Genomic DNA, 25,382 nt, shown 5'->3' with positions numbered 1-25,382 from the left:
CCCTCGACCCGGAGCTCGTAGGTGTTCCACTCCCCCGCCGGATTCAGCGCCTTGTCGCGCTTCTTCAGGTCGGCGGACTGGAAGCCGTAGACGGAGCCGGTAGTCTTCTCCGGTACGTCGGTGGCGTCGATCTGGATCTCATAGCCGTTGTTCACGGCCGACCAGGGGTCGTCGGACGGCGGGAAGCCCACGAAGATCCCCGAGTTGTCGTCGCCGTCCATGCGCCAGTCCAGCTTGAGGGAGTAGGAGCCGAGCTCCTTCGCCCCGTACCAGAGCATGCCCATGCCGCCGACGGTCGTGAGGGTCCCGTCCTTCTCGTTCAGCTCGAAGGAGCCGGGGCCCGCCTGCTTCCAGGCGTCGAGGGACTTGGCCGTGCCGTCGAAGACCGGCGTGTAGCCCTTCTCCGGACGGCAGTCGGCCTGCACCGCACCCGTCGCCCAGCGGATCCCGCCGAGCAGATGCTTGCGGTACGCGGGATCGGCGAACGACTCCTTGGTGTGGCCGCTGCCCGTGTAGAAGGAGCGGCCGCCCTTGTACTCCTGGCACCAGGCGATGGGATGGTCGCCGGACATCGAGCCGCCCGTGTAGGACGACTCGTCGAGCGAGGCGAGGACGTGGGCGCTGTCCCGAGGATTGGAGCGGTAGTTGTACCACTCGTCGGTCCGGTCCCAGACCCCCGGCAGATGCGCCGTGGACGGGTGCCCGTGGTCCTCGACCTGGACCTTCGCGGGCTGGATCGCGGGGTGCGACTGGAAGTACGCGCCCGCGAGCCCGCCGTAGAAGGGCCAGTCGTACTCGGTGTCGGCGGCGGCGTGCACGCCCACGTACCCGCCGCCCTGCTTGATGTAGCCCTCGAACGCGCTCTGCTGCTTGGCGTCGAGGACGTCACCGGTCGTGGAGAGCCAGACCACGGCGTCGTACTTCGCGAGGTTCTTGGCCGTGAAGGCTTTGGCGTCCTCGGTCGCGTCGACGGCGAAACCGTTCGCCGCGCCGAGCTCCTTGATGGCCGCGATGCCCTCGGGGATGGAGTCGTGCCGGAAACCGGCGGTCTTGGAGAAGACCAGGACCTTCTCGCCGTCGGCCTTGCCCTGTGGCCCTTCCGGCTTGGAGGCGGCCGGTCCCGATACGCAGCCGATGAGCAGGGCGGCCGTGGCGGTGGCGATGGTGATGCGTGCGGATGCGCGCATGGTGGGGTGGCCCCTTTCTCAGCTCGTGGTGAAGGTGAAGTCGTCGAGGTCGTACAGGGCTCCGGTGCCCGTGCCCTTGAAGACCAGGAAGAGCGTGGTGGTCGTCTTGGGTGCCTTGCTGATGGCGGTGCTCACGTCCGCGTACGTCTCCCACGAACCGGTCGGCGCGACCTTGGCCTTGCCCAGGAGCCTGCCGGTGGCCGATCCGCTGCGTACCTCGAGCGTGCCGCCCGCGCCGGCCGACGCGACGCGCGCGGTCAGCTTGGTGGCGTTGCCGAGGATGTAGGGCTTGAAGGAGATCCAGTCGCCGTTGTTGATGTCGCCGACCGTCTTGCCTCCGTGTGCCGGAGTGTGGTTGGCCACGGACACGCCCTTGGAGTCGTCGAAGTGCTCACCCTGGCGGTTCTTGGGCTGGACGACGTTCTGGTCGTGGGTGGTCAGCGCGGGCTGGCCGTTGGCGCCCTTGTCGGTGTACTCGGCGTCGAACACCCCGAAGATGTTGGCGTTCGGGTCGTGCTCGCCGTCCGCCGACGTCTGGATGGTGCCCTCGCAGCCGTTGGCCGACGTGACCGGGTGGCCGTGGCTGTCATGGCCGAGGATGTGGGTGACCTTGACCTTCGTGCAGTCGATCGGGCCGTCTTCCTTGTCGGTCACCTTCACCTTGAAGGGCACCTTGTCGCCGAAGGTGAACAGCTGCCCGTCACCGGGGAGTTCCAGGGTCACCTTGGGTGCGGTGTTGCCGACGGTGAGGTGCGCGCTGGCCGAACCGGTGCGCCCGGTGGAGTCCTTGACGGTCACGGTCGCGGTGTAGACGCCGTTCTTCTTGTACGTGTACGAGGGGTTCTGCTGGGTCGACTTGCCGCCGTCGCCGAAGTCCCACGCGTAGGTCAGCGTCCCGCCGTCGGCGTCCGTGGCCTTCGCGGTGAACTTGGTCTTGAGCGGGGCCTGGCCGCTGGTCACGGAGGCGCTCGCCTCGGCGACCGGGGAGTGTCCTTCGGTGGCGTTCTCGATGCGGTAGAGACCGGTGTTCTCGTCGCCGCCGAACCAGGCCGTGCCGTAGTCCAGGACGTACAGCGCGCCGTCCGGGCCGAACTCCATGTCCATCACCTGCGTGCCCGTCCACGGGAACGGGTTGATGGACTGGACGGTGCCGTCCGCGCTCTGCTCGATGCGCTTGATCCAGCGCCGTCCGAACTCTCCCGCGAAGAAGTCGCCGTCGTACGCCTCCGGGAACTTCACCGGGGACGTGTTCGCCGCGTCATAGCGGTAGACGGGGCCGCCCATCGGGGACTCGGAGCCGGAGCCGAACTCCGGGACAGAGCCGCCGTCGTAGGGGATCCAGGCCTCCTGCGCGGGCGGCAGGTCGGTCAGGCCGGTGTTGTGCGGCGACTCGTTCTTCGGCGCTGCGCAGTCGAAGGCGGCGCCGGAGGTCTTGGTCTCGAAGTCGTAGTCGACGTACGCGTCGTTCTTGCCGGTGCAGAACGGCCAGCCGAAGTTGCCCGGCTTGGTCACACGGGCGAACTCGACCTGCCCGGCGGGGCCGCGCTTGGGGTCGGCCGCGCCCGCGTCGGGCCCGTAGTCACCGACGTACACAATGCCGGTCGGCTTGTCGACGCTCATGCGGAAGGGGTTGCGGAAGCCCATCGCGTAGATCTCGGGGCGGGTCTTCTCGGTGCCCGGCGCGAAGAGGTTGCCGTCCGGGACCGTGTACGAACCGTCGTCGGCGACCTTGACGCGAATGATCTTGCCGCGCAGGTCGTTGGTGTTGCCCGCGCTGCGCCGCGCGTCGAAGGCGGGGTTGCGGCTCGCGCGCTCGTCGATGGGCGTGAAGCCGTCCGAGGCGAAGGGGTTGGAGTCGTCGCCGGTCGAGAGGTAGAGGTTGCCGTCCTTGTCGAAGTCGATGTCGCCGCCCACGTGGCAGCAGGTGCCGCGGCTCGCGGGGACGTCGAGGACCTTCTTCTCGCTGGCGTTGTCGAGGGTGCCGTCGGCCTTCAGGACGAAGCGGGAGAGGCGGTTGACGCCGTCGAACTTCTTGAAGTCCTCGGCCGTGCCGTTCTCCGGGGCGTCGCCCGCGGGGGTGTCGAGCGGGGGCGCGTAGTAGAGGAAGATCGCGCGGTTCTCGCTGAACTTCGGGTCCAGGCCGACGCCTTGGAGGCCCTCTTCGTCGTGCGAGTAGACCGGTATCTTGCCCGCGATCTTGGTGTTGCCCGCGGCGTCCGTGAGGCGGAGTGTGCCGTCGCGGGAGGTGTGCAGGACCGAGCGGTCGGGCAGGACGGCGAGCGTCATCGGCTCGCCCGTCTCCTCCCCGCCCTTGGCGAGGGTCACTTGCTGGAAGTCCTCGGCGGCGGCCTTGCCGTCCGCCGCCTTGTCCGCCTGCGCCTGGGCGGCGCGGACGGCCTCCGGGTCGGCGGCGTTCGCGGTGGGGGCGACGAGGGTGAGGCTGGCGCCGGCCAGCAGAGTGCCGGTGAAGAGCGCGAGGGTCTTGCGGAATCTCAGGCGTTTCCTGTGCACGGGGTTCCTCCGGAAGGGGGACGGTCGTACGCGGGTGTGGTGCGGTGGCGCTGGGTACCGGGGTGCGCCGTCACCCCGGGAAAGATTCATGTCCTGTACACATCAGGGACGGTAGCCACGTTTGTCCGTGGCGGAAAGCCCTTGCACTGCATCAGAGTTCGGCTTTTACCTTGCGCGGGACAAAGTGGATGAGTGGGTTGGGGGTGCGGGCAGGGAGATTCACCCCACCCCGCCCCTTCCCTTAACCAGGGGCCGGCCCCTGGACCCCGAAGACCCCAGGTGCCGTCCATCACCGGCTTCGCCGAGTTCGTCCTCAAACGCCGGACGGGCTAATTGCCTCCGAACGCAGCGTCGAATGACGCCGTCGGGGGCTCGAAGTCGTACGCCTTCAGACGCTTCAGCGCCTCCGGCGCCCCCTGGAGACGGTCCATGCCCGCGTCCTCCCACTCCACCGAGACCGGGCCCTCGTAGGAGATCGAGCGCAGCATCCGGAACACGTCCTCCCAGGGGACGTCCCCGTGGCCCGCCGACACGAAGTCCCAGCCGCGGCGCGGGTCGCCCCACGGCAGGTGCGAGCCCAGACGGCCGTTGCGGCCGTCCAGGCGGCGCCTGGCCTCCTTGCAGTCGACGTGGTAGATCCGGTCCCGGAAGTCGTAGAGGAAACCGACCGGGTCCAGGTCCTGCCACACGAAGTGCGAGGGATCGAAGTTCAGGCCGAAGGCCGTGCGGTGGTCGACCGCCTCCAGAGCGCGCTTCGTCGTCCAGTAGTCGTACGCGATCTCCGAGGGATGTACCTCGTGGGCGAAGCGCACGCCCTGTACGTCGAAGACGTCGAGGATCGGATTCCAGCGCTCGGCGAAGTCGTCGTAGCCGCGCTCGATCATCGTCTCCGGCACGGGCGGGAACATCGCCACCAGATGCCAGATCGCCGAGCCGGTGAAACCGACGACCGTGTCGACGCCGAAGGCGGCCGCCGCACGTGCCGTGTCCTCGATCTCGCGGGCGGCGCGCTGCCGGACCCCCTCCGCCTCTCCGTCGCCCCAGATGCGGGCGGGCAGGATCGCCTGATGCCGCTCGTCGATGATCGCGTCGCAGACGGCCTGCCCGACCAGGTGGTTGGAGATGGCCCAGCACTTGAGGCCGTACTTGTCGAGGAGCTGGCGGCGCGAGTCCAGATAGGAAGGGTCGCTCAGCGCCTTGTCGACCTCGAAGTGGTCGCCCCAGCAGGCGAGTTCGAGGCCGTCGTAGCCGAAGTCGCGGGCGAGGCGGCAGACCTCCTCAAGTGGCAGGTCGGCCCACTGGCCGGTGAAGAGCGTGAAGTCGCGGGGCATGAACAGGCCTCCTCAGACCGTGACGGGGGTGGAAGCTATGGAGGTGTAGACCGAGTTCTTCGCCGCGCTCTCCTCCACCGCGGCGAGCACCCGCTGCACCGAGAGACCGGCGGCGAAGGACGGTTCGGGCTGCTCACCCGTGGCGATGGCGTGCAGCAGGTCGCGGGCCTGGTGCACGAACGTGTGCTCGTAGCCAAGGCCGTGACCCGGCGGCCACCAGGCCTCCAGGTACGGGTGGCCCGGCTCGGTGACGAGGATGCGGCGGAAGCCGGAGGAGGTGGCGGGCTCCGTGTGGTCGTGGAAGGAGAGCTCGTTCAGACGCTCCAGGTCGAAGGCCAACGAGCCGTCGGAGCCGTTGAGTTCGAGCTTCAGGGCGTTCTTGCGACCCGCGGCGAACCGGGTCGCCTCGAAGGACGCCAGGGCGCCCGACGGGAAGCGTCCCGTGAAGACCGCGGCGTCGTCCACCGTGACCTGACCGACCCCGGTGCTCCCCTCCGCCGTGAGACCGCTCGACGCCCCTTCGAGCAGCGGCCGCTCCCGTACGAACGTCTCGGTCAGCGCCGACACCCCCGCCACCGGCTCCCCCACCAGGTACTGCGCGAGGTCCACGATGTGCGCACCCAGATCACCGAGCGCGCCGGAACCCGCGCGGTCCTTGCTCAGCCGCCACGTCAGCGGGAAGCCGGGGTCGACCAGCCAGTCCTGGAGGTAGGTGAGCCGCACGTGCCGCAGCGTGCCGAGCCGGCCATCGGCGACCATCTGCCGGGCGAGCGCGAGGGCGGGAACGCGGCGGTAGTTGAAGCCGACCATCGCCACCTGCCCCCGTGCGCGGGCCCGTTCGGCGGCCTCGGCCATCGCCTCGGCCTCCTCGACGGTGTTGGCGAGCGGCTTCTCGCACAGCACGTGCTTGCCCGCTTCGAGCGCGGCGATCGCGATCTCCGCATGGCTGTCGCCGGGGGTGCAGATGTCGATGATGTCGACGTCGTCACGGGCCACGAGTGCGCGCCAGTCGGTCTCCGCGGCCGCCCACCCGAGGCGGTCCGCCGCGGCGCGCACGGCGGAGCCGTCGCGTCCGCAGACCGCCGAGAGGACCGGCCGCAACGGCAGATCGAAGACGCGTCCGACGGTGCGCCAGCCCTGGGAGTGGGCGGCGCCCATGAAGGAGTATCCGACCATGCCCACCCCCAATGGCCGCTTACCGGTCTCAGCCTCGTGTTCCGTCTCACGCATGCGGTACTCCTCCTGGTAAAAGCTCGGTGGGGGGTGCGGACGCGCGCATCACTTGAAGCCGGTGGACATGTACTTGCCGACGTTTTCCTTGTCGACGACGGCCGAGTAGAGGGTGATGAAGGCCGGGATCTCGAACTCGGCCATGCCGCTGATGCCCTTGCCCTGCCCGAGCGCACGCGCCAGGTCGATCGCGGACGCGGCCATGGTCGGCGGGTAGAGCACGGTGGCCTTGAGCACGCTGTCGTCGGACTCGATGGCCTGCATCGCGGAGAGCGCGCCCGCGCCGCCGACCATCAGGAAGTCGTCGCGACCCGCCTGCTTGATGGCGCGCAGGGCGCCCACGCCCTGGTCGTCGTCGTGGTTCCACAGGGCGTCGAAGTTCTTCTGCGCCTGCAGGAGCTGGGACATCTTCGACTGTCCCGACTCGACGGTGAAGTCGGCGGCCTGCCGGGCGACCTTCTCGATGTTCGAGTAGTTCTTCAGGGCGTCGTCGAAGCCCTTCGAGCGCTGCTTGGTCAGCTCCAGGTTGTCGAGACCCGCGAGCTCGACGACCTTGGCGCTCTTCTTGTCCTTGAGCTTCTCGCCGATGTAGTGGCCCGCGCTCAGCCCCATGCCGTAGTTGTCGCCGCCGACCCAGCAACGGTAGGCCTGCGGCGAGGCGAAGACCCGGTCGAGGTTGACGACGGGTATGCCCGCCTTCATCGCCTTCAGGCCGACCTGGGTGAGCGCCTTGCCGTCGGCCGGCAGGATCACCAGGACGTCGACCTTCTTGTTGATCAGCGTCTCGACCTGGCCGATCTGGGCGGCCGTGTCGTTCGAGCCCTCGGTGGCCTCAAGGGTGACGTCCGAGTACTTCTTCGCCCGCTCCTTGGCGTTGTCGTTGATCGCGTTGAGCCAGCCGTGGTCGGCCTGCGGGCCGGCGAAGCCGATGGTGACCTTCTTGCCCGGCTTGTCGTCGGCGACCGGCTGGGACTTGTCGTCCGAGCCCTCGTCCTTGGGTTCGTTGCTGGTGCAGCCCGTTATGAGGGCGCCGGTGGACAGGGCGGCCGCTCCGAAGAGCAGTCCTCTGCGGCTCGTGATGTCTGGCATGGCGGTGAACCCTTCGGGTCTGCGGGTCAATGAGTTGAGGACGTACGTCGCTGGACGAGCACCGCGGCGACGATGATCGCCCCCTTGGCGATCTGCTGGACGGCGGTCTCCAGGTTGTTGAGCGCGAAGATGTTCTGGATCGTCGTGAAGATCAGCACGCCGAGCACGGAACCGATGATGGTGCCGCGGCCGCCGCTGAGCAGGGTGCCCCCGATGATCGCGGCGGCGATGGCGTCGAGCTCGTAGAGGTTGCCGTTGGTGTTCTGGCCCGACCCGGAGAGGATGATGAGGAGGAAGGCCGCGATGCCGCAGCAGAGGCCGGAAAGCAGGTAGAGGTAGAGACGCTGCCTGCGTACGTCGATGCCTGCGAGCCGCGCCGCTTCCGCGTTGCCGCCGACCGCGACCGAGCGGCGCCCGAAGGTGGTGCGGTTCAGGAGCAGCCAGCCGACGACGGTGACGGCGGCGAAGACGAGCACGAGCGGCGGGATGCCGAGGACGTAGGAGTCGCGCTCGCCGAGCTTGAGCACGCTGTCCACGGTGACCATCTGCGTCTTGCCGTCGGTGATCTGCAGGGCAAGGCCCCGGCCCGCGGCCAGCATCGCGAGCGTCGCGATGAACGGCACCATCGCGCCGTACGCGATGAGCATGCCGTTGACGAGGCCGCAGGCCATGCCGACGATCACCGCGGTGAAGAGGATGCCGGCGAAGCCGTACTCCTGGGTCGCCACCGTCGTCGCCCACACCGAGGCGAGCGCGACGATCGCGCCGACCGACAGGTCGATGCCGCCGGAGATGATCACGAAGGTCATGCCGACCGTCACGACGCCGATGACGGACGCCTGAGTGAGGATCAGCTGGACGTTGTCGGTGTCCAGGAACGAGTCGGGCTGGGTGATGCCGCCGATCAGGACGAGGACGGCGAGCACACCGAGCAGGGACAGCGTCCGCACGTCGGCACGTGCGATGACCGTCCGCAACGGGCTTGCGCCGTCCGCCGGTTGAGTCTTCGATGCGGCGGGCCGTGGCGGCGATGCGGGCTGCGTCATGACGCCGGGCTCCCTTCGAGTACGAGGTCGAGTACGCGGTGTTCGTCGAGGTCACGGGCGGGCGCCGTATGCACGACGCGGCCCTCGCGGAGAACCAGGACACGGTCGGCGAGGCCCAGGACTTCGGGGACTTCGCTGGAGACGAGCAGGACGGCGAGGCCGTCGTCGGCGAGGCGGCGGATCACGGCGTACAGCTCGGCGCGGGCGCCGACGTCCACTCCGCGGGTCGGCTCGTCGAGCAGCAGGACGCGGCAGCCGCGGAGCAGCCAGCGGGCCAGGACGGCCTTTTGCTGGTTACCGCCGGAGAGCGTGCGCACCGGCGCCGAGGGGTTGTCGGGCCGCAGGGAGAGCTCGCGGGTCGCGGCCTGAGCGGCCTTCTTCTCGGCGCCCCGGTCGAGCCAGCCTCCGCGCGAGAAGCGGGACATGGTGGAGACCGAAACATTGTTGGTGACGGACTCCAGCATCAGCAGGGCCTGCGCCTTGCGCTCCTCGGGTGCGAGTCCGAGCCCCGCGCGCACGGCGGCGCGTACGCTGCCGGGCCGCAACGTCTGTCCGTCGAGGGTGACTTGACCGGCGGTGGGCTTGCGTGCGCCGTAGATGGTCTCCAGGATCTCGGAGCGCCCGGATCCGACGAGTCCGGCCAGGCCGACGATCTCGCCGGGGCGCAGTTCGAGGTCGATGGGTTCGAACTCACCGGCGCGGGCAAGGCCCGACACCTTCAACACCGGTTCGGTGGTCGGTGGTTCGGCGGGCCGGTCCGGGAAGACGTACTCGACGTTGCGGCCCGTCATCAGGGCGACGACCTCGCTGGTCGGGGTCTCCTTCGCCGGGAGTCCGCCCGCGACCGCCCGGCCGTCCTTCAGGACGGTGACGCGGTCGCCGATGCGGCGGATCTCTTCGAGGCGGTGGGAGATGTAGACGACGGCGACGCCGTCCGCCGTGAGGTCGGCGACGATACGGAAGAGGTTGTCGACCTCGTCCGGGTCGAGGGCGGCCGACGGCTCGTCCATGACGATGAGACGTACTTCGTGGGAGAGCGCGCGGGCCATGGAAACGATCTGCTGATGGGCGGCGGAGAGGTCACCGACGAGCGTTCCCGGGTCGATCTCGGCGTGGCCAAGTCGTTTGAGCAGCGCGGCGGTTGATGCCTTCGCCTCTCGCCCCTTGACGACGAAACCGGCGGCGGTCGGCTCATGCCCGAGATGGACGTTCTCGGCGACGGACAGGTGCTCCACCAGGTCGAGCTCCTGGTAGATGGTGGCGATGCCGAGGCGCATGGCGGCGATGGGCGACTTGAGCGTGGTGCGCTCGCCGCGCCAGGTGATCTCGCCGTCGTCGGGCTGATGGGCCCCGGCGAGGACCTTGATGAGCGTGGACTTCCCGGCGCCGTTCTGGCCGAGGAGGCAGTGCACTTCACCGGCCTGGACCTCAAGGTCGACGCCGTCGAGAGCGCGGACGCCGGGGAACGACTTGGTGATGCCGGACATGGTGAGCAGTGGTGGTTCTGGTGCCATGACAGGTTCCCTAAGGCGGGTGCGGCCGGTTACAGGGCAGGGCGGGGTAGGGCAATGGCCATGAGGGGCAGGGCCTGTTTCGGAGCAGGGCGAGGCTGCGCGCTGTACTGAGTGAGGTGTGGTGCGTGACTTCGTACGGGGCGTGCTACGTGCTAAGGGTCGTACGTACTGGTCAGGCCGGGCGAGAACGTACCGGTCAGGCCGGTGAGAACAGGTGGTCGCTGATGAGCCGGGCGCCGCCGATGACGCCGGCGGTCGGCCCCAACTCGCCCAGGACGATGGGGAGGTTGCCGGTCGCCAGGGGCAGCGACTGGCGGTAGACCTGCGTACGGATGGCGGCGAGCAGCGTGTGGCCGAGGCCGGTCACGCCGCCGCCGATCACCACGAGGCCCGGGTTGAAGAAGCTGACGAGGCCCGCGATGACCTGGCCTGTGCGGTTGCCGCCCGCGCGGATGAGGTCGAGTGCGGTGGCGTCACCCGCGGCGGCCGCCGCGGCGACGTCGACCGCGCTGAGCTTCCCGGCGGTTTCAAGCCGGGTCGCGAGCTCCTGGAGGAGCCCTTGACCGACGGCGTCCTCCGCGTCGCGGGCGAGTGCCGCGCCGCTGAAGTACGCCTCGAGGCAGCCCTTGTTGCCGCAGGCGCAGGGCCGCCCGTCCGGTTCGACCTGGATGTGGCCGATGTCGCCCGCGCTGCCGGTCACCCCTCGGTAGACCTCACCGCCGACGACGATTCCGCAGCCGATGCCGGTACCGATCTTGACGCAGAGGAAATCGCCCACGGAGCGTGCGACGCCCGCGTGCTGTTCCCCCATCGCCATCAGGTTCACGTCGTTGTCGACCATGACGGGGCAGCCCAGATCCTGGCTGATGGCCTCCCGTACGGGAAAGCCGTCCCACCCCGGCATGATCGGCGGGGCGACCGGGACACCCTCGGGGAAGCGGACGGGACCCGGGACGCCGATTCCGGCGCCGTCGAACCCTTCCGCAAGCCCGGATGCCTTCAACTTGGCCGCCATGGCGAGGACTTGCTCGAAGACGGCAACGGGGCCTTCACGCACGTCCATGGGCTGATTGATGTGACCGAGGACCTCGAGCTCGGCATTGGTCACCGCTACGTCGACCGAGGTCGCGCCGATGTCCACGCCGAGGAAGCGGAGGCCCGGGGCCAGGCGGATGTTGTGGGAGCGACGGCCGCCGCGCGAGGCGGCGAGTCCGTCGGCGACCACGAGTCCGGTCTCCAGGAGCCGGTCCACCTCGACGGCCAGCTTCGACCGCGAGAGGTCGACCTGGTCGCCCAGCTGGGCACGGGAGTTGGGCCCTCCGTCACGCAGCAGCCGCAGCAGTCGCGCCTGGTGCGCATTGGCGGGTCGAGCCGTCATACGTCTCACGCGCCCCTCCCCGCCTCTTTGGGCAACTCATGTCGTCCCACTCGTCCCGCAGCGGCGGATTTTCGCCGTCGCGTCGGGCTTTCGAGGGGAACGTAGCAGCGCCTGCCGGGAGTGGGAAGAAGTTGCGCAGGAATTACCCATGACTTTCTCCAGTCACAGGACAAAGAAGCGGACAAGGCGTTGCCCCAGCCGGTCCTCGCGGGCCGGACGGGCTGACGCGTCAGTCTTCGCGCTCGCGCCGGTGGTACGTCTCCCGCGTGTGCTCCGTGTGCGCGCGCATGATCTCCGTGGCCCTGCGCTCGTCGCGCTCGGCGATCGCCGCGATCAGCGCACGGTGCTCGATCCAGGACTGCTTGCCGCGCCGACGGGCCACCGGCGTGTAGTACCAGCGCACCCGGCGGTCCACCTGCCCGGCGAGTTCGGCAAGGACGACATTGCCGGCGAGTTCCATCACCTTGGCGTGGAAGGCGGCGTTGGTGGTCACCACCAGGTCCACCTCGCCGTCCGCCACGGCCTGCTCTCCCTTGGCGCACAGCTCTTCCAGGGCGGTGATCCCCGCGGTGCCCGTGTTGGCCGCGGCGAGCCGGGCGGCCTCCGCCTCCAGGAGCGTACGGACCGTGAGCAGCTGGTCCGCCTCCTCCTCGGTGGGCTCGTGGACGAACGCGCCCTGCGCGGGGCGCAGATCGACCCAGCCCTCGGTGTTGAGCCGCTGCAGCGCCTCGCGCACCGGCTGCCGTGACACTCCCAGGTGTCCGGCCAGTTCGCTCTCCACCAGGTGCTGGCCCGGCTGGAGCGCGCGGGTCGTGATGAGCTCGAGCAGCGCTTCGTAGACCCGCTCACGGAGCGGACCTGGCCGTTCGAGCTTGGGCACCGCACCCTGCGGCAGTCCTGTGGACAACATCGCGGTCCCCTCGTCGACGATTGCCTTTTGTCTACAGTCTACTGAGCACAATGGCCAGCACCAGGGGGAGTCGGGCCCGTCACACAGCTACGGGCAGCGGATGACCTGGCCCGCGTACGACAGGTTCCCGCCGAAGCCGAAGAGCAGCACCGGATCACCGTGGACGATCTCGCCGCGCTCCACCAGCTTGGACAGGGCGAGCGGGATGCTGCCCGCCGACGTGTTGCCCGAGTTCACGACGTCGCGCGCGACGACCGCGTTGACCGCGCCGATCCGCTCGGCGAGCGGCTCGATGATGCGCAGGTTGGCCTGGTGCAGGACGACCGCCGCCAGGTCCGCCGGGGTGAGACCGGCCCGCTCACAGGCCTTGCGGGCGAGCGGCGGCAACTGCGTCGTCGCCCAGCGGTAGACGCTCTGCCCCTCCTGCGCGAACCGCGGGGGCGTGCCCTCGATACGGACGGCGTTGCCCATCTCGGGCACCGAGCCCCAGAGCACGGGGCCGATGGCGGGGACCTCGCCCGGTTCGCACGCCTCGACGACGGCCGCTCCTGCGCCGTCCCCGACCAGGACGCACGTGGTGCGGTCCGTCCAGTCGGCCACCTCGGACATCTTGTCCGCGCCGATCACCAGGGCGCGGGTGGCTCCCCCGGCCCGTACCGCGTGGTCGGCGGTGGCGAGCGCGTGCGTGAAGCCCGCGCACACGACGTTGATGTCCATGGCGGCCGGTGACGGGATACCGAGGCGGGCCGCCACCCGCGCCGCCATGTTCGGCGAGCGGTCGATGGCGGTGGAGGTGGCGACAAGGACGAGGTCGATGTCGCCGGGCGCGAGGCCGGCGGCGGCGACGGCCTTGGCCCCGGCGTGCGCGGCCAGCTCGTCGACCGGCTCCTCGGGTCCCGCGATGTGGCGGGTGAGGATGCCCACGCGGGAGCGGATCCACTCGTCGCTGGTGTCGACCATGCCCGCCAGGTCCTCATTGGTGAGGATCTTGGCGGGCTGGTAGTGGCCGACGGCGGCGATGCGTGAGCCGTGCATGAACGGGTCCCCCTTGGTGCCGGAGATGCGGGACAGTCCAGTCTGGTCAGCGACTCGCCAGTAACGAGACAAGTAAAGCAACAGGAAACGGGCGCGGGGTTTGGACACTTCTCATCATCACGTCACCCGGTGAAGAGCTGAGTGGCCTTGTGTACGAGCTCATACAGCCCATATGCGAGCGGAACCCCCACCCAGAGCCAGGCGCCGACGATCAGCGCACGGCGACGGGGCGGACTACTTGGTGACGGGCTCGTCGGTGTCGTCATGGGTGGCCTCCTTCGGAGCGGCGATGTGATGGCGGGCATGGACGGGACGAACGAACTCATTCGCGACAAAGCCGACGACAAGGAGGCCGATCATGATCGTGAGCGAGACGCCGTAGAGCCCCGCCCCGTGCTTGCCCGCCTCTTCCTGTCGGTCGGCGACCCAGTTGACGATCAGCGGCCCGAGGACGCCCGCCGTGGACCAGGCGGTGAGGAGACGGCCGTGGATCGCGCCGACCTGGTACGTCCCGAAGAGATCCTTCAGATACGCCGGGATCGTCGCGAAGCCGCCTCCGTAGAAGGAGAGGATCACCAGGGCGCAGACGACGAAGAGCGGTTTCGAGGTGTCCCCGAAGCTGGCGATCAGCAGATACATCAGCGCGCCGACGCCCAGGTAGACGCGGTAGACGTTCTTGCGGCCGATCAGGTCGGAGGTCGACGACCAGCCGATGCGTCCGGCCATGTTGGCGGCGGAGAGCAGCGCGACGAAGCCCGCGGCGGCGGCGGCCGAGACCGGCGTCGAGGTGTCGGAGAAGAAGTCGGTGATCATCGGCGCCGCCTTCTCCAGGATGCCGATGCCCGCGGTCACGTTCATGCAGAGCACGATCCACAGGCACCAGAACTGGGGTGTCCGCACGGCGGCCCGCGCCGACACCTGCGGCCCGTCGAGCACGCCGGGGGCACCGGGCGCCCGCGCCCCTTCCGTACGCGGCACCCGCACCAGGAACACGCCGAGCGCCATGAAGACGGCGTACGTGAGGCCGTGCACGAGGAAGGCGAGCGCGATGCCGTCCTTGTCACTGCCGAAGGAGTCCAGCATCTGCGCCGACCACGGCGATGCGATGAGCGCGCCGCCGCCGAAGCCCATGATCGCGATGCCGGTAGCCATGCCGGGGCGGTCGGGGAACCACTTGATCAGGGTCGATACGGGCGAGATGTAGCCGATGCCGAGGCCGATACCGCCGACGAAGCCGTAGCCGAAGACGATCAGCCAGAACTGACCGGTCGCCGCGCCGAGTGCCGCGATCAGGAAGCCGGACGAGAAGCAGACGAGGGCGACCGTCATCGCCCAGCGCGGCCCGTTGCGCTCGACGAGCGTGCCGCCGAAGGCCGCCGAGAGGCCGAGCATCACGATGCCGAGCTGGAAGGGGAGCGCGCTCTCCGTACCGCTGAGGTGGAGCGCTGATTCCAGCGGGGGTTTGAAGACGCTCCAGGCGTAGGCCTGGCCGATGGAGAGGTGTACGGACAGGGCGGCGGGCGGTACGAGCCAGCGACTCCATCCCGGGGGTGCGACGGGAGGCTTCATGATCCCGAACAGTAGGAATCAAGTGAGGAGTTGTGAAGGGGGTCGAGCCGATTCCGTCGACGGTATGCAATCTGTCGCGCGACCTCTTGCTGGGTCAACTTCCATACTGTAGACAATATTCCATCGACAGTTCATGACGTGCGATGTCGATTCTGAGTCTTCTCCTCCTCTGGAGCCTTCTCTTTCTCCTGAGCCTTCTTCGGATCCCTCAACCGAACGGAGCGCGCCACCGTGAAAGTCGCAGTCCTCGGCGCCGGTGCGATCGGCGCCTACGTCGGAGCCGCGCTGCACCGCGCCGGTGCCGACGTCCATCTCGTAGCCCGTGGACCGCATCTCGCGGCCATGAGGCAGCACGGAGTACGTGTCCACAGCCCGCGCGGCGACTTCACCGCGCGGGCCCACGCCACCGACGACCCGGCCGACATCGGCCCCGTCGACTTCGTCTTCCTGGGCCTGAAGGCCAACTCGTACGCGGCGTGCGGGCCGCTGATCGGGCCCCTCCTGCATGACAGGACGGCGGTGATCGCCGCCCAGAACGGCATCCCCTGGTGGTACTTCCACCGGCACGGCGGCCCGCACGACGGCCACCGCGTCGCGAGCGTGGACCCCGACGGCGCGGTCAGTGCGGTGATCGCGCCCGAGCGGGCCGTCGGATGCGTGGTGTACGCGGCAACCGAACTGGAGGGGCCGGGAGTTGTCCGGCACCTGGAAGGAACCCGGTTCTCCATCGGGGAGCCCGACCGCTCGCGCTCGGAGCGCTGTCTCGCCTTCAGCGACGCGATGCAGGCGGGCGGCCTCAAGTGTCCCGTCGAGCCCGAACTGCGCGGCGACATCTGGATCAAGCTGCTCGGCAACATCTCCTTCAACCCGATCAGCGCACTCGCCCGCGCCACCATGCGCGAGATGTGCCTGCACGGCGGCACGCGCCGCGTCATCGAGATCATGATGACCGAGACGCTCACCGTCGCGGCGGCCCTCGGCTGCCGCCCGGACATCTCCGTCGAGCGGCGCCTCGCGGGCGCCGAACGCGTGGGCGACCACCGCACCTCCACACTCCAGGACCTGGAGCGCGGCAAACCGCTGGAACTCGACGTGCTGCTCGCGGCCGTCGTGGAGCTGGCGGAGATCACCGGGGTCCCGGTGCCGACGCTCCGCACCGTCCACGCCATCTCGGATCTGCTGGCCGACCGCATGAGGAGCGCGGCATGAACGAGACCATCGGGAACCCGGCATGAGCAGGAAACGGGACCGGGTGCCCAAGACATACACCCGGCTCACCCACCCCCTCGTCCGCGACTCGCGCGACGAGCCGTTCCGTCAGGCCACCTGGGACGAGGCGCTGACCCGGACAGCCGCCGGACTGCAGGCCGCGCGCGGTGCGTTCGGGATGTTCTCCTGCGCCCGCGCGACCAACGAAATGAACTACGTGGCACAGAAGTTCGCCCGCGTGGTGATGGGCACGAACAACGTCGACTCCTGCAACCGCACCTGCCACGCACCGAGCGTCGCGGGCCTGTCCGCCGCCTTCGGATCGGGCGGCGGCACCTCTTCCTACGAAGAGGTCGAACACACCGACCTGATCGTGATGTGGGGCTCCAACGCCCGCTTCGCGCACCCGATCTTCTTCCAGCACGTCCTGAAGGGGATCAGGAACGGCGCCCGCATGTACGCCGTCGACCCGCGCCGCACGAAGACCGCCGAGTGGGCGGAGAGCTGGCTCGGCCTGAACGTCGGCACGGACATCCCGATGGCGCACGCGATCGGCCGCGAGATCATCCACGCGGGCCTGGCCAACCGGGCGTTCGTCGAGCGGGCCACGTCCGGCTTCGAGGAGTACGCGGCCCTGGTCGAGCCGTGGACGCTCTCGCTCGCCGAGAAGGTGACGGGCGTACCGGCCGCCGCCATCAAGGAGTTGGCGCACGCCTACGCGCGTGCCGAACGGGCGCAGCTGTGCTGGACCCTCGGCATCACCGAGCACCACAACGGCACGGACAACGTCCGCGCGCTGATCAACCTCTCGCTCCTGACCGGCCACGTGGGGCGCTTCGGCTCGGGCCTGCAGCCTCTGCGCGGCCAGAACAACGTGCAGGGCGGCGGCGACATGGGCGCGATCCCCAACCGCCTGCCCGGCTTCCAGGACATCCTCGACCCCGAATCCCGGCTGAAGTTCGAGACGGCCTGGGACACGGTCATCCAGCCGCGCTACGGACTGAACCTGACGGAGATGTTCGAGGCCATGGAGGAGGGCGACCTCAAGGCCGTCTACTGCATCGGCGAGAATCCCGCGCAGTCGGAGGCGGACAGCGAGCAGGCGACGCGGCGGATGCGGGCCCTGGACTTCTTCGTCGTCCAGGACATCTTCCTTACGAAGACGGCCGAGTTGGCCGATGTCGTCCTGCCCGCGACCGCCGCCTGGGCGGAGACCGACGGCACGACGACCAACAGCGAGCGGCGCGTGCAGCGGGTGCGCAAAGCCGTGCGGCCGCCCGGTGAGGCGCGAGAGGACATCGACATCCTCTGCGACCTCGCCGAACGGCTCGGCCACGACTGGAAGTACGCGGACGCGCAGGCGGTCTGGGACGAGCTGCGGTCGGTGTCGCCGGACCACCGGGGCATGACGTACGACCGCCTCGAATCCTTGCAGGGCATCCAGTGGCCCTGCCCGTCGGAGGACCGGGTCGAACCGACCTACCTGCACGGGCGGTTGTGGGACGCGGACCCGGAGCGGCGGGGTGTGCTCGCGCCCTTCGGGCTCGTCGCGCACGATCCGCCGGTGGACCTCACGGACGAGACCTACCCGATCCGTCTGACGACGGGGCGGCGGCTCGACTCCTACAACACCGGGGTGCAGAGCGGGAGTTTCGCCTCGCCGCTGCGGCGCGGCGAGTTCGTCGAGCTGTGCCCTGAGGACGCCGAGCGGTACGGGGTCGTGGTCGGCGAGCAGGTCCGGGTGTCGTCGCGGCGCGGTGCGGTGACGGCGCCCGTGTGGGTGGACACCGGACTCCGTCCCGGTCTGGCCTTCATGACCATGCACTTTCCCGACGAGGTCGACACCAACCAGCTCACGATCGAGGCCAATTGCCCGATCGCGGGCACGGCGGAGTTCAAGGCGTCGGCGATACGTATCGACAAGCTGGCCGCGCCAGTTCGCCAGTGATGTTTCACCAGTGAGGTGAGGGTGACGTATGGATCTGCACTTCGGTGACAGCAAGCCGACGGACGAGGAGCGAGCGGCCGTCGACGCGGTGCTCGGGCCGCCCGAGTCCGCGTGGGATGGCGCCGACGACCGCAGCGACGCGGATCTGCGGTGGGCGCGGGGAGGCCGTGCGGCGCGGGAGCGGCGGGATGAGCTGTTGCCGGGGTTGCACGCGCTCAACGACCGCGTGGGGTGGGTGAGCGAGGGGGGCCTGGGCTACCTCTGCCGACGGCTGATGGTGCCGCCGGCGGAGGGGTACGGGGTGGCCACGTTCTACTCGATGTTCTCGGTGCGGCCCCGTCCCGCGACGGTGGTGCGGGTGTGTACGGACCTCGCCTGCGGGGGCGGGGCCGAGCTGTGCGGGGAGGTCTCGGCCCGCCTTGGCCCCGCGTCCGGGGTCGCCGTCGAGCAGAGCCCCTGCCTGGGGCTGTGCGAGCGGGCGCCGGCGGCGTTGGTGGTGCGGTCCGGTGCGCCTGCGGCGCCTCTTTCCCCAACCCCGCCCCTTCCCGAAAACCCGCTGGCGCAGGGGCCTGGCGTTGCCGCCGATCGCCTTGACGGCTCGTCCTCAAACGCCGGACGGGCTGAAACCCTTCCGCCCAGCCGTGATCTTTCAGCCCCTCCGGCGTTTGAGGAGCGGGGTCTGGGGCGGAGCCCCAGTTCGGGAAGGGGCGGGATTGGGGAACGAGAAGCCTCGTACCTCACCGCAACCATCGCCCCCGCCGCACCCGACCCCCTCGCCCAAGCCGCCCTCGCCCCGGAGACCGCCCCCGCCGAGCCCCCGGCAGAACTCGCCGTCCCCCAAGCAGGCCAGGACGGCCTCCTGCTCCTCAGCAGAATCGGCACCGTCGACCCCACCTCCCTGGACGACTACCGCGCGCACGGCGGCTACACCGCCCTGAGGCACGCCTTCGCCATGGGCCCCGCCGCCGTCATCCGCGAAGTGACCGACTCCGGCCTCCTGGGCCGAGGAGGCGCCGCCTTCCCCACGGGAAGGAAGTGGCAGGCCACCGCCTCGCAGCCCGACCACCCCCACTACCTCGTCTGCAACGCCGACGAATCCGAGCCCGGTACCTTCAAGGACCGGGTGATCATGGAGGGCGACCCGTACTCGCTCATCGAGTCGATGACCATCGCGGGGTACGCGACCGGCGCCCACCTCGGCTACCTCTATCTGCGCGGCGAGTACCCCCGCGCCCTGGAGCGGCTGAACCACGCCATCACCCAGGCCCGCGCGCGTGGACTGCTCGGGGACGATGTCCTGGGGCAGGGGTACGCCTTCGACATCGAGATCCGGCGTGGCGCTGGCGCCTATATCTGTGGGGAGGAGACCGCCCTCTTCAATTCCATCGAGGGGTACAGAGGCGAGCCTCGGTCCAAGCCGCCCTTCCCCGTGGAGAAGGGGCTCTTCGGTAAGCCCACCGCCGAGAACAATGTCGAGACCCTCGTCAATGTGCTCCCCATCCTCACCATGGGCGCACAGGCCTACGCCGCCATCGGCACGGAGAAGTCCACCGGGCCCAAGCTCTTCTGCGTCTCCGGAAGCGTCGAACGCCCCGGCATCTACGAGCTCCCCTTCGGCGCCACCCTCGGCGAGCTCCTCGGCATCGCCGGGATGCCGGACAACCTCCGTGCGGTCCTTCTGGGCGGCGCGGCCGGAGGCTTCGTACGGCCTGACGAGCTCGACATCCCGCTCACCTTCGAGGGGACGAGGGACGCGGGCGCCACGCTCGGTTCGGGCGTCGTGCTCGCCCTGGACGACACCGTGCCGCTCCCCCGCGTCCTGCTGCGCATCGCCGAGTTCTTCCGCGACGAGTCCTGCGGGCAGTGCGTGCCCTGCCGGGTCGGCACCGTCCGGCAGGAGGAGGCTCTGCACCGCATTCTCGAGCGGACCGGGGCCGAGGCCGCCGGTGACATCGCTCTCCTTCGCGAGGTGGGGCGGACCATGCGCGACGCCTCCATCTGCGGGCTCGGCCAGACCGCGTGGAACGCCGTGGAATCCGCCATCGACCGCCTGGGGGCGTACAAGTGACCGCCGTACCGCTGGGAATCCCGCGCCGCCTCGTCGAGTTCACCCTTGACGGGCAGGACGCCAGAGTGCCCGAAGGGGCGACCATCCTGGACGCCTGCCGGGCCGCGGGCAAGGACGTCCCGACCCTCTGCGAGGGCGACACCCTCACCCCGAAGAACGCCTGCCGGGTGTGTGTCGTCGAGGTGGAGGGCGCCCGCACCCTCGCACCGGCCTGCTCGCGCCGGGCCGAACCGGGCATGACCGTCCTCACCGATACCGAGCGCACGCGGCACAGCCGGAAGGTGGTGCTCGAACTCCTCGCGTCGTCCGTCGACATGTCGACGACCCCGAAGGTCGCGGGCTGGCTGAAAGAGTACGACGCCAAGCCCGACCGTTTCGGCCCCGACGCCGCCCGGCTCAATGAAGAGCCCAAGGTCGACAACGATCTGTACGTGCGCGACTACGACAAGTGCATCCTCTGCTACAAGTGCGTCGACGCCTGCGGCGACCAGTGGCAGAACACGTTCGCCATCTCCGTGACGGGCCGCGGCTTCGACGCCCGGATCGCCGTCGAGCACGACGGTCCGCTGACCGACTCCGCGTGCGTGTACTGCGGGAACTGCATCGAGGTCTGCCCGACCGGAGCTCTCAGCTTCAAGTCCGAGTTCGACATGCGGGCCGCGGGCACCTGGGACGAGGAGCAGCAGACCGAGACGACGACGGTGTGTGCGTACTGCGGAGTCGGCTGCAACCTGACCCTGCACGTGCAGGACAATGACATCGTGAAGGTCACCTCACCGCACGACAATCCGGTGACCCACGGCAACCTCTGCATCAAGGGCCGTTTCGGCTACCAGCACGTACAGAACCGGGACTGATCGACATGGGACGAGTCACGGAGCGCCGCCGCGTCATCCGCATCCGCGAGGGGGTCGTCAGCGAACGGCCCGACACCCTCGTCGCGGAGGAACCGCTGGAGATCCGGCTCAACGGGAAACCCCTCGCCATCACCATGCGCACGCCGGGTGACGACTTCGCGCTCGCGGCGGGCTTCCTGGTGAGCGAGGGGGTGCTCGGCTCGGCGGAGGAGCTCCAGTCCATCGTCTACTGCGCGGGCGCCACCGCGGACGGCTCGAACACGTACAACGTGGTCGACGTGAAGACGGCTCCGGGGCTCGTCCTGCCCGACATCACCCTCGAACGCAACGTCTACACCACCTCGTCCTGCGGCCTGTGCGGCAAGGCGAGCCTGGACGCGGTCCGTACGACGGCCCGCTGGGCGATCGACGACACGGACGGCGGCGCCACCGACCCCGTCCGGCTCGGAATCGAGCTGCTCGCGTGCCTCCCCGACCGGCTGCGTGCCGCGCAGCGGGTCTTCGACAGGACCGGGGGTCTGCACGCGGCGGCGCTCTTCTCCGAGGACGGTGAACTCCTCGACATACGGGAGGACGTGGGCCGGCACAACGCGGTCGACAAGCTGGTGGGGCGAGCCCTGCAGGACAGCCGTCTGCCGCTGTCGCGTGCCGTGCTCCTCGTGTCGGGGCGCGCCTCGTTCGAGCTGGCGCAGAAGGCGGTGATGGCGGGCATTCCGGTACTCGCCGCCGTCTCCGCGCCCTCCTCCCTCGCCGTCGATCTGGCCGCCGAGACGGGTCTGACCCTGGTCGGCTTCCTGCGCGGCTCCTCCATGAACGTGTACGCGGGCGAGCACCGGATCGCCGTGCGGGCCACGGCCTCCCAGGGCTGACCGGCCGCTGCCCGCTGCACGGCGGCGGGACCCCGGCCGGCGGGGAGCGCCCCCTGCGCCGGCGGGGTCCCGGTCCCGCTCCGTCTCTATGCCCCTACGCCCCTATGCCATCCCTATTCCCTATGCCTCGGTGCCCGAGATCCGGGTGAGCAGTGTCAGGAACTGCTCCCGCTCGGCGGCCGAGAGAGGCGCCAGGAGTTCGTCGTTGGCGCGCCGCGCCACCTCGGCACAGCGGTCGAGGGTCCGCTCGCCGTCCTCCGTGATCGTGACCGCGTTCTTGCGGCGGTCGGCGGGGTCCGGTGCGCGCAGGACGAGTCCGGCGTCCTGCAGGTCGTTGATGACGCCGACCAGATCCTTGGGGTCGAGCGAGATGCTGCGGCCGAGCGCCGCCTGCGCGACGGGGCCCTGATCGGCGACGGCGGAGAGCACCACGTGGTGCCACATCTTCATGTCCTCGTCCGCAAGCGCCTCGGCGACGAGGGCGCGGCCACGGGCCGCCGCGCGGCCGAGGAGCCAGCTGGGGAGGGTGCGGATGCCGCTGGGTGCGGGCGGGGTCGGCTGCATGGGGCCAGCCTATCCACACATCGTTGGACCTCCCAACGAAAATCCGAGTACTGTTGGGACTCCCAACGATTTCCCACTGCTTGGAGTGCGCATGCGTCGCGTTCGGTACGAACACAACGGTGGCCCCGAGGTCCTCTTCACCGAGGAGGCGCCTGTCCCCGCACCCGGCCCCGGCGAGCTCCTGGTACGCGTCGAGGCGGCAGGGGTCACGCTCCCCGTCGTACGCAAGGTCCGCGAACCCCGCGATCCGATCCCGCTCGGCGGGGAGATCGCCGGGGAGGTGGTGTCCGCCGGGGACGGCGTGAGCGGGTACGCGCCGGGTGACCGCGTCACGGGGCTCTGCTTCGGGCACGGCTACGCCGAGTTCGCGCTCCTGCACTCCACGATGGCCTCGCCCGTCCCGGAGGGGGCGAGCGCCGTCGACGCGGTCACACTCGTCCGCAGCGGACTCGTCGCGTACGGCGCGCTCGACGCCGCGCGCCCCGCGCCGGGCGAGGCCGCGCTGATCACGGCGGCGGCCAGCGGAGTCGGCCATCTCGCGCTGCAACTGGCCAAGTCGCGCGGCGCCTCGCGGGTCGTGGGAGCCACGTCGGGAGACGGAACAGGGTCCGGCAAGGCGGACTTCCTGCGCTCGCTCGGCGCCGACGAGGTCGTCACGTACGGCGAAGAGACCTGGGGCGAGCCCGTCGACTACGTCCTCGACGCGGTCGGCGGCGAGCTCCTCACGCCCGCCGTACGGGCCCTCGCGCCGCACGGGCGCCTCGTCGCGTACAGCTCGGGCGGCGGCACCATTCAGGCGTACGACCTGCTCGTGGGCGCCAAGTCGGTCATCGGCTTCCAGATGGCGCTGATCGCGCGCGGGAGGCCCGAGGTGTACGAAGCCTGGCGGCGCGAGCTGTGGCGGCTCTTCCTGACAGGCGCCCTGCGCCCTGCCGTACACGCGGAGTTCACGCTCGAGGACGCCGGGAAGGCGCATGCGGTGATCGAGGCGCGGAGCAACCTCGGGAAAGTCGTCCTGATTCCCTGAGCCTGACCAGGCCACACCCATTCGTGCCACGCACGCTTCTTGTGGGGTGTCGAGCCGTCCCAGTAGCGTCTGAGGCGCGAACGTTGGACGTGGGATGTCAGGATGTCCAGTCACCTTGAAGGGTGGACCGCGCCATGCCATCAGCTCTCCGTGTACGCCTCAGATCCTTACGCGCTGCCGTGGCCGCGTTGACCGTCGTGACCGTCGGGGCGCTGCTCCCCGGCCCTTCGGCGCACGCCGCGCCGGACGCCCGTGCGACGGGGTTCGAGCAGCAGGTGCTTTTCAAGGCCTCGCAGGACCCCGGGTATGCCTGCTACCGCATCCCCGCCGTCGTGAAGACGGTGAAGGGCACGCTCCTCGCCTTCGCCGAGGGACGGACGAACGACTGCAGCGACGCGGGCGACATAGACATCGTGGTCAAGCGCTCGCACGACGGCGGCCGCACCTGGAGTCCGCTCCAGGTCGTCAACGAGGGCGCGGGCGACACGCACGGCAACCCCGCGCCGGTCGTGGACCGCGGGACCGGCCGCATCCTCCTGGCGGAGACGTACAACACGGGCCGCACGGACGGCGGGAACTGCGCCGTCCCCTGCGACCGCACCCCGCACCTCCAGTACAGCGACGACGACGGCCGCAGCTGGTCGGCGCCGCGCGACCTGAGCGACCAGATCCTGCCCAAGGACTGGAACTCCTGGTACGCGACAGGCCCCGTACACGGACTCCAGCTGACCCGTGGCCGGCACGCGGGGCGGCTCGTCTTCACCGCCAACACCGAGACGTGGGACGGCAGTCGGGTCACCGCGAACCACGCGGCGCTGATCGTCAGCGACGACGGCGGCGACAACTGGAAGATCGGCGCGAAGGACTCATATCCGATACCGGCCGACGGCACCTTCCGGCAGAAGCCGTCGGAGATGACCGTCACGGAGCGCCCGGACGGGACCCTCTACGTCAGCGGTCGCGAGCAGGACGGCACCGATCTGGGGCACCGCACCCACACGGTCAGCCGCGACGGGGGCGACAGTTTCGTCGCGCCGTTCAAGGCCATCCCCGATCTCTACACGCCCCAAGTACAGGGCTCCACGCTCCAGTTCGGCAAGCGCATGCTGCTCGCCTGCCCCGGTGACCCCGACCGCCGCCGCACGATGCAGATCCGCTCCTCCTATGACGGCGGCCGCACCTGGGACAGCGTGGACCGCGGCACGACGGTGACCGCGGACTGGTCCGGCTACTCGGACATGGTGCGGGCCGACGGCGACCACGTGGGCCTGATGTACGAGGGCGGTGCGGTCGACGCCCGCGACGAGATCCGCTTCGCACGCTTCACCGAGGACTGGCTGCAGCCGCGCCGGGGCCCCGACCCGACGACCACCGACCGCGCGCCGCGCGCGAAGGCCGCGGCGGTGCTCGGCGGGGCGTCCACGACCGACGGCCGGTTCGGCAAGGCCATCGCCCTCGACGGGTCGAACGACGCCGTACGTCTGCCCTACCGCGACCAACTCCCCCTCGGCACGAAGGACTTCACGGCATCTCTGTGGTTCCGCTACTCCGCGACAAGCGGGGAACAGCCACTGCTGTGGATGGGCGGCATCGGCACCAACCAGCCCCAGGTGTGGCTGCGCGGTGAGCCCGCGAGCAACCGCGTCACGGGCCTGATCACCACACGTGAGGGCGCCGCTCCCCCGAAGTCCGCGTCCGTGCGCACCACGGGCGCGTACAACGACGGCCGGTGGCACCACATCGCGCTGCGCCGGGGCGGCGGGCAGCTGACGCTGTCCATCGACGGCACGCAGATCACCACCGCCGACGTACCGGGCTCGGTCACCCGCAACTCCGGCTATGGATTCCACGTCGGGCAGCGGGTCGACAGCCGAGCCCACTTCACGGGCGCCATGGACGAAGTGCGCGTCTATGACCGGGCGTTGAGCGACTCCGAGCTGGCGCAGCTCGGCGGGGACAGCGGGTCCAAGTCTCCTGTGACGCGGGACACCGTGGCATGGCTCCCCATGGACCACGTGCGCGCGAGCAACTAACGTCCCG

The 25,382-nt window shown here is 69.8% G+C and carries 19 protein-coding genes; 7 read left to right on the top strand and 12 right to left on the bottom strand.

Features of this window, described 5'->3' with window-relative positions:
* The 11 genes from ACFQ7F_RS25760 to ACFQ7F_RS25710 form a co-directional block, all read right to left on the bottom strand.
* Positions 1-1,187 (bottom strand): ThuA domain-containing protein (locus ACFQ7F_RS25760; RefSeq protein WP_383274479.1); only part of this gene is annotated, 1,187 nt, incomplete at its 3' end.
* Positions 1,188-1,205: 18 nt separating this feature from the next.
* Entirely contained in the window at positions 1,206-3,698 is a 2,493-nt protein-coding gene (locus ACFQ7F_RS25755) for a PQQ-dependent sugar dehydrogenase (RefSeq protein ID WP_383274476.1), read from the bottom strand.
* Between the two features lie 329 nt (positions 3,699-4,027).
* Entirely contained in the window at positions 4,028-5,029 is a 1,002-nt protein-coding gene (locus ACFQ7F_RS25750; RefSeq protein WP_383274473.1) for a sugar phosphate isomerase/epimerase family protein, read from the bottom strand.
* A gap of 12 nt (positions 5,030-5,041) precedes the next feature.
* The gene (locus tag ACFQ7F_RS25745; RefSeq protein ID WP_383274470.1) at positions 5,042-6,259 is read right to left on the bottom strand and encodes a Gfo/Idh/MocA family protein; all 1,218 of its coding nucleotides are present in this window, start codon (positions 6,257-6,259) and stop codon (positions 5,042-5,044) included.
* Between the two features lie 48 nt (positions 6,260-6,307).
* A complete protein-coding gene (locus tag ACFQ7F_RS25740; protein WP_383274467.1) occupies positions 6,308-7,348 on the bottom strand; it encodes a substrate-binding domain-containing protein in 1,041 nt (346 codons plus the stop codon).
* A 26-nt stretch (positions 7,349-7,374) separates the two neighbouring features.
* Positions 7,375-8,394, bottom strand: a complete 1,020-nt coding sequence (locus tag ACFQ7F_RS25735; protein ID WP_383274464.1) for an ABC transporter permease — start codon at positions 8,392-8,394, stop codon at positions 7,375-7,377.
* The gene (locus tag ACFQ7F_RS25730; RefSeq protein ID WP_383274461.1) at positions 8,391-9,908 is read right to left on the bottom strand and encodes a sugar ABC transporter ATP-binding protein; all 1,518 of its coding nucleotides are present in this window, start codon (positions 9,906-9,908) and stop codon (positions 8,391-8,393) included. The genes ACFQ7F_RS25735 and ACFQ7F_RS25730 overlap by 4 nt, the downstream gene beginning before the upstream one ends.
* A 196-nt stretch (positions 9,909-10,104) precedes the next feature.
* Complete coding sequence (locus tag ACFQ7F_RS25725; RefSeq protein ID WP_383274458.1) at positions 10,105-11,286, bottom strand: ROK family protein; 1,182 nt, start codon at positions 11,284-11,286, stop codon at positions 10,105-10,107.
* Positions 11,287-11,515: 229 nt separating this feature from the next.
* A complete protein-coding gene (locus ACFQ7F_RS25720) occupies positions 11,516-12,196 on the bottom strand; it encodes a GntR family transcriptional regulator (RefSeq protein ID WP_383274455.1) in 681 nt (226 codons plus the stop codon).
* An 87-nt stretch (positions 12,197-12,283) separates the two neighbouring features.
* Positions 12,284-13,231 (bottom strand): beta-ketoacyl-ACP synthase III, encoded by a 948-nt coding sequence (locus ACFQ7F_RS25715; RefSeq protein ID WP_383274452.1) that lies wholly within the window; start codon positions 13,229-13,231, stop codon positions 12,284-12,286.
* Between the two features lie 234 nt (positions 13,232-13,465).
* Positions 13,466-14,800 carry an OFA family MFS transporter gene (locus ACFQ7F_RS25710; RefSeq protein ID WP_383274449.1) on the bottom strand — a complete coding sequence of 445 codons (1,335 nt, stop codon included), beginning with the start codon at positions 14,798-14,800 and terminating at the stop codon, positions 13,466-13,468.
* Positions 14,801-15,031: 231 nt separating this feature from the next.
* Between ACFQ7F_RS25710 and ACFQ7F_RS25705 the strand changes: the two genes are divergently transcribed.
* The 5 genes from ACFQ7F_RS25705 to fdhD are packed head-to-tail and all read left to right on the top strand — an operon-like array spanning position 15,032 to position 21,751.
* Entirely contained in the window at positions 15,032-16,009 is a 978-nt protein-coding gene (locus ACFQ7F_RS25705; protein WP_383274446.1) for a 2-dehydropantoate 2-reductase, read from the top strand.
* Positions 16,010-16,031: 22 nt separating this feature from the next.
* Positions 16,032-17,957 (top strand): molybdopterin oxidoreductase family protein, encoded by a 1,926-nt coding sequence (locus tag ACFQ7F_RS25700; protein WP_383274443.1) that lies wholly within the window; start codon positions 16,032-16,034, stop codon positions 17,955-17,957.
* Positions 17,958-17,985: 28 nt separating this feature from the next.
* A complete protein-coding gene (locus tag ACFQ7F_RS25695) occupies positions 17,986-20,025 on the top strand; it encodes an NADH-ubiquinone oxidoreductase-F iron-sulfur binding region domain-containing protein (RefSeq protein WP_383274440.1) in 2,040 nt (679 codons plus the stop codon).
* The gene (locus ACFQ7F_RS25690) at positions 20,022-20,882 is read left to right on the top strand and encodes a 2Fe-2S iron-sulfur cluster-binding protein (RefSeq protein WP_383274437.1); all 861 of its coding nucleotides are present in this window, start codon (positions 20,022-20,024) and stop codon (positions 20,880-20,882) included. The genes ACFQ7F_RS25695 and ACFQ7F_RS25690 overlap by 4 nt, the downstream gene beginning before the upstream one ends.
* A gap of 5 nt (positions 20,883-20,887) precedes the next feature.
* A complete protein-coding gene (fdhD, locus tag ACFQ7F_RS25685) occupies positions 20,888-21,751 on the top strand; it encodes a formate dehydrogenase accessory sulfurtransferase FdhD (protein WP_383274434.1) in 864 nt (287 codons plus the stop codon).
* Positions 21,752-21,871: 120 nt separating this feature from the next.
* Here fdhD and ACFQ7F_RS25680 read toward each other — a convergent pair whose 3' ends face one another.
* Positions 21,872-22,315: a MarR family winged helix-turn-helix transcriptional regulator gene (locus ACFQ7F_RS25680; RefSeq protein WP_383274431.1), complete on the bottom strand. Its 444-nt coding sequence runs from the start codon at positions 22,313-22,315 to the stop codon at positions 21,872-21,874.
* A 91-nt stretch (positions 22,316-22,406) separates the two neighbouring features.
* Between ACFQ7F_RS25680 and ACFQ7F_RS25675 the strand changes: the two genes are divergently transcribed.
* Together ACFQ7F_RS25675 and ACFQ7F_RS25670 are read left to right on the top strand one after the other, a co-directional pair.
* Entirely contained in the window at positions 22,407-23,342 is a 936-nt protein-coding gene (locus tag ACFQ7F_RS25675; protein WP_383274428.1) for a zinc-binding alcohol dehydrogenase family protein, read from the top strand.
* A 134-nt stretch (positions 23,343-23,476) separates the two neighbouring features.
* Complete coding sequence (locus ACFQ7F_RS25670) at positions 23,477-25,375, top strand: exo-alpha-sialidase (protein WP_383274425.1); 1,899 nt, start codon at positions 23,477-23,479, stop codon at positions 25,373-25,375.
* Positions 25,376-25,382 lie beyond the last annotated feature (7 nt).

The sequence above is a fragment of the Streptomyces sp. NPDC056486 genome (assembly GCF_042795295.1).
Lineage (GTDB): Bacteria > Actinomycetota > Actinomycetes > Streptomycetales > Streptomycetaceae > Streptomyces.
This window is presented reverse-complemented; position numbering and strand designations above follow the sequence as displayed.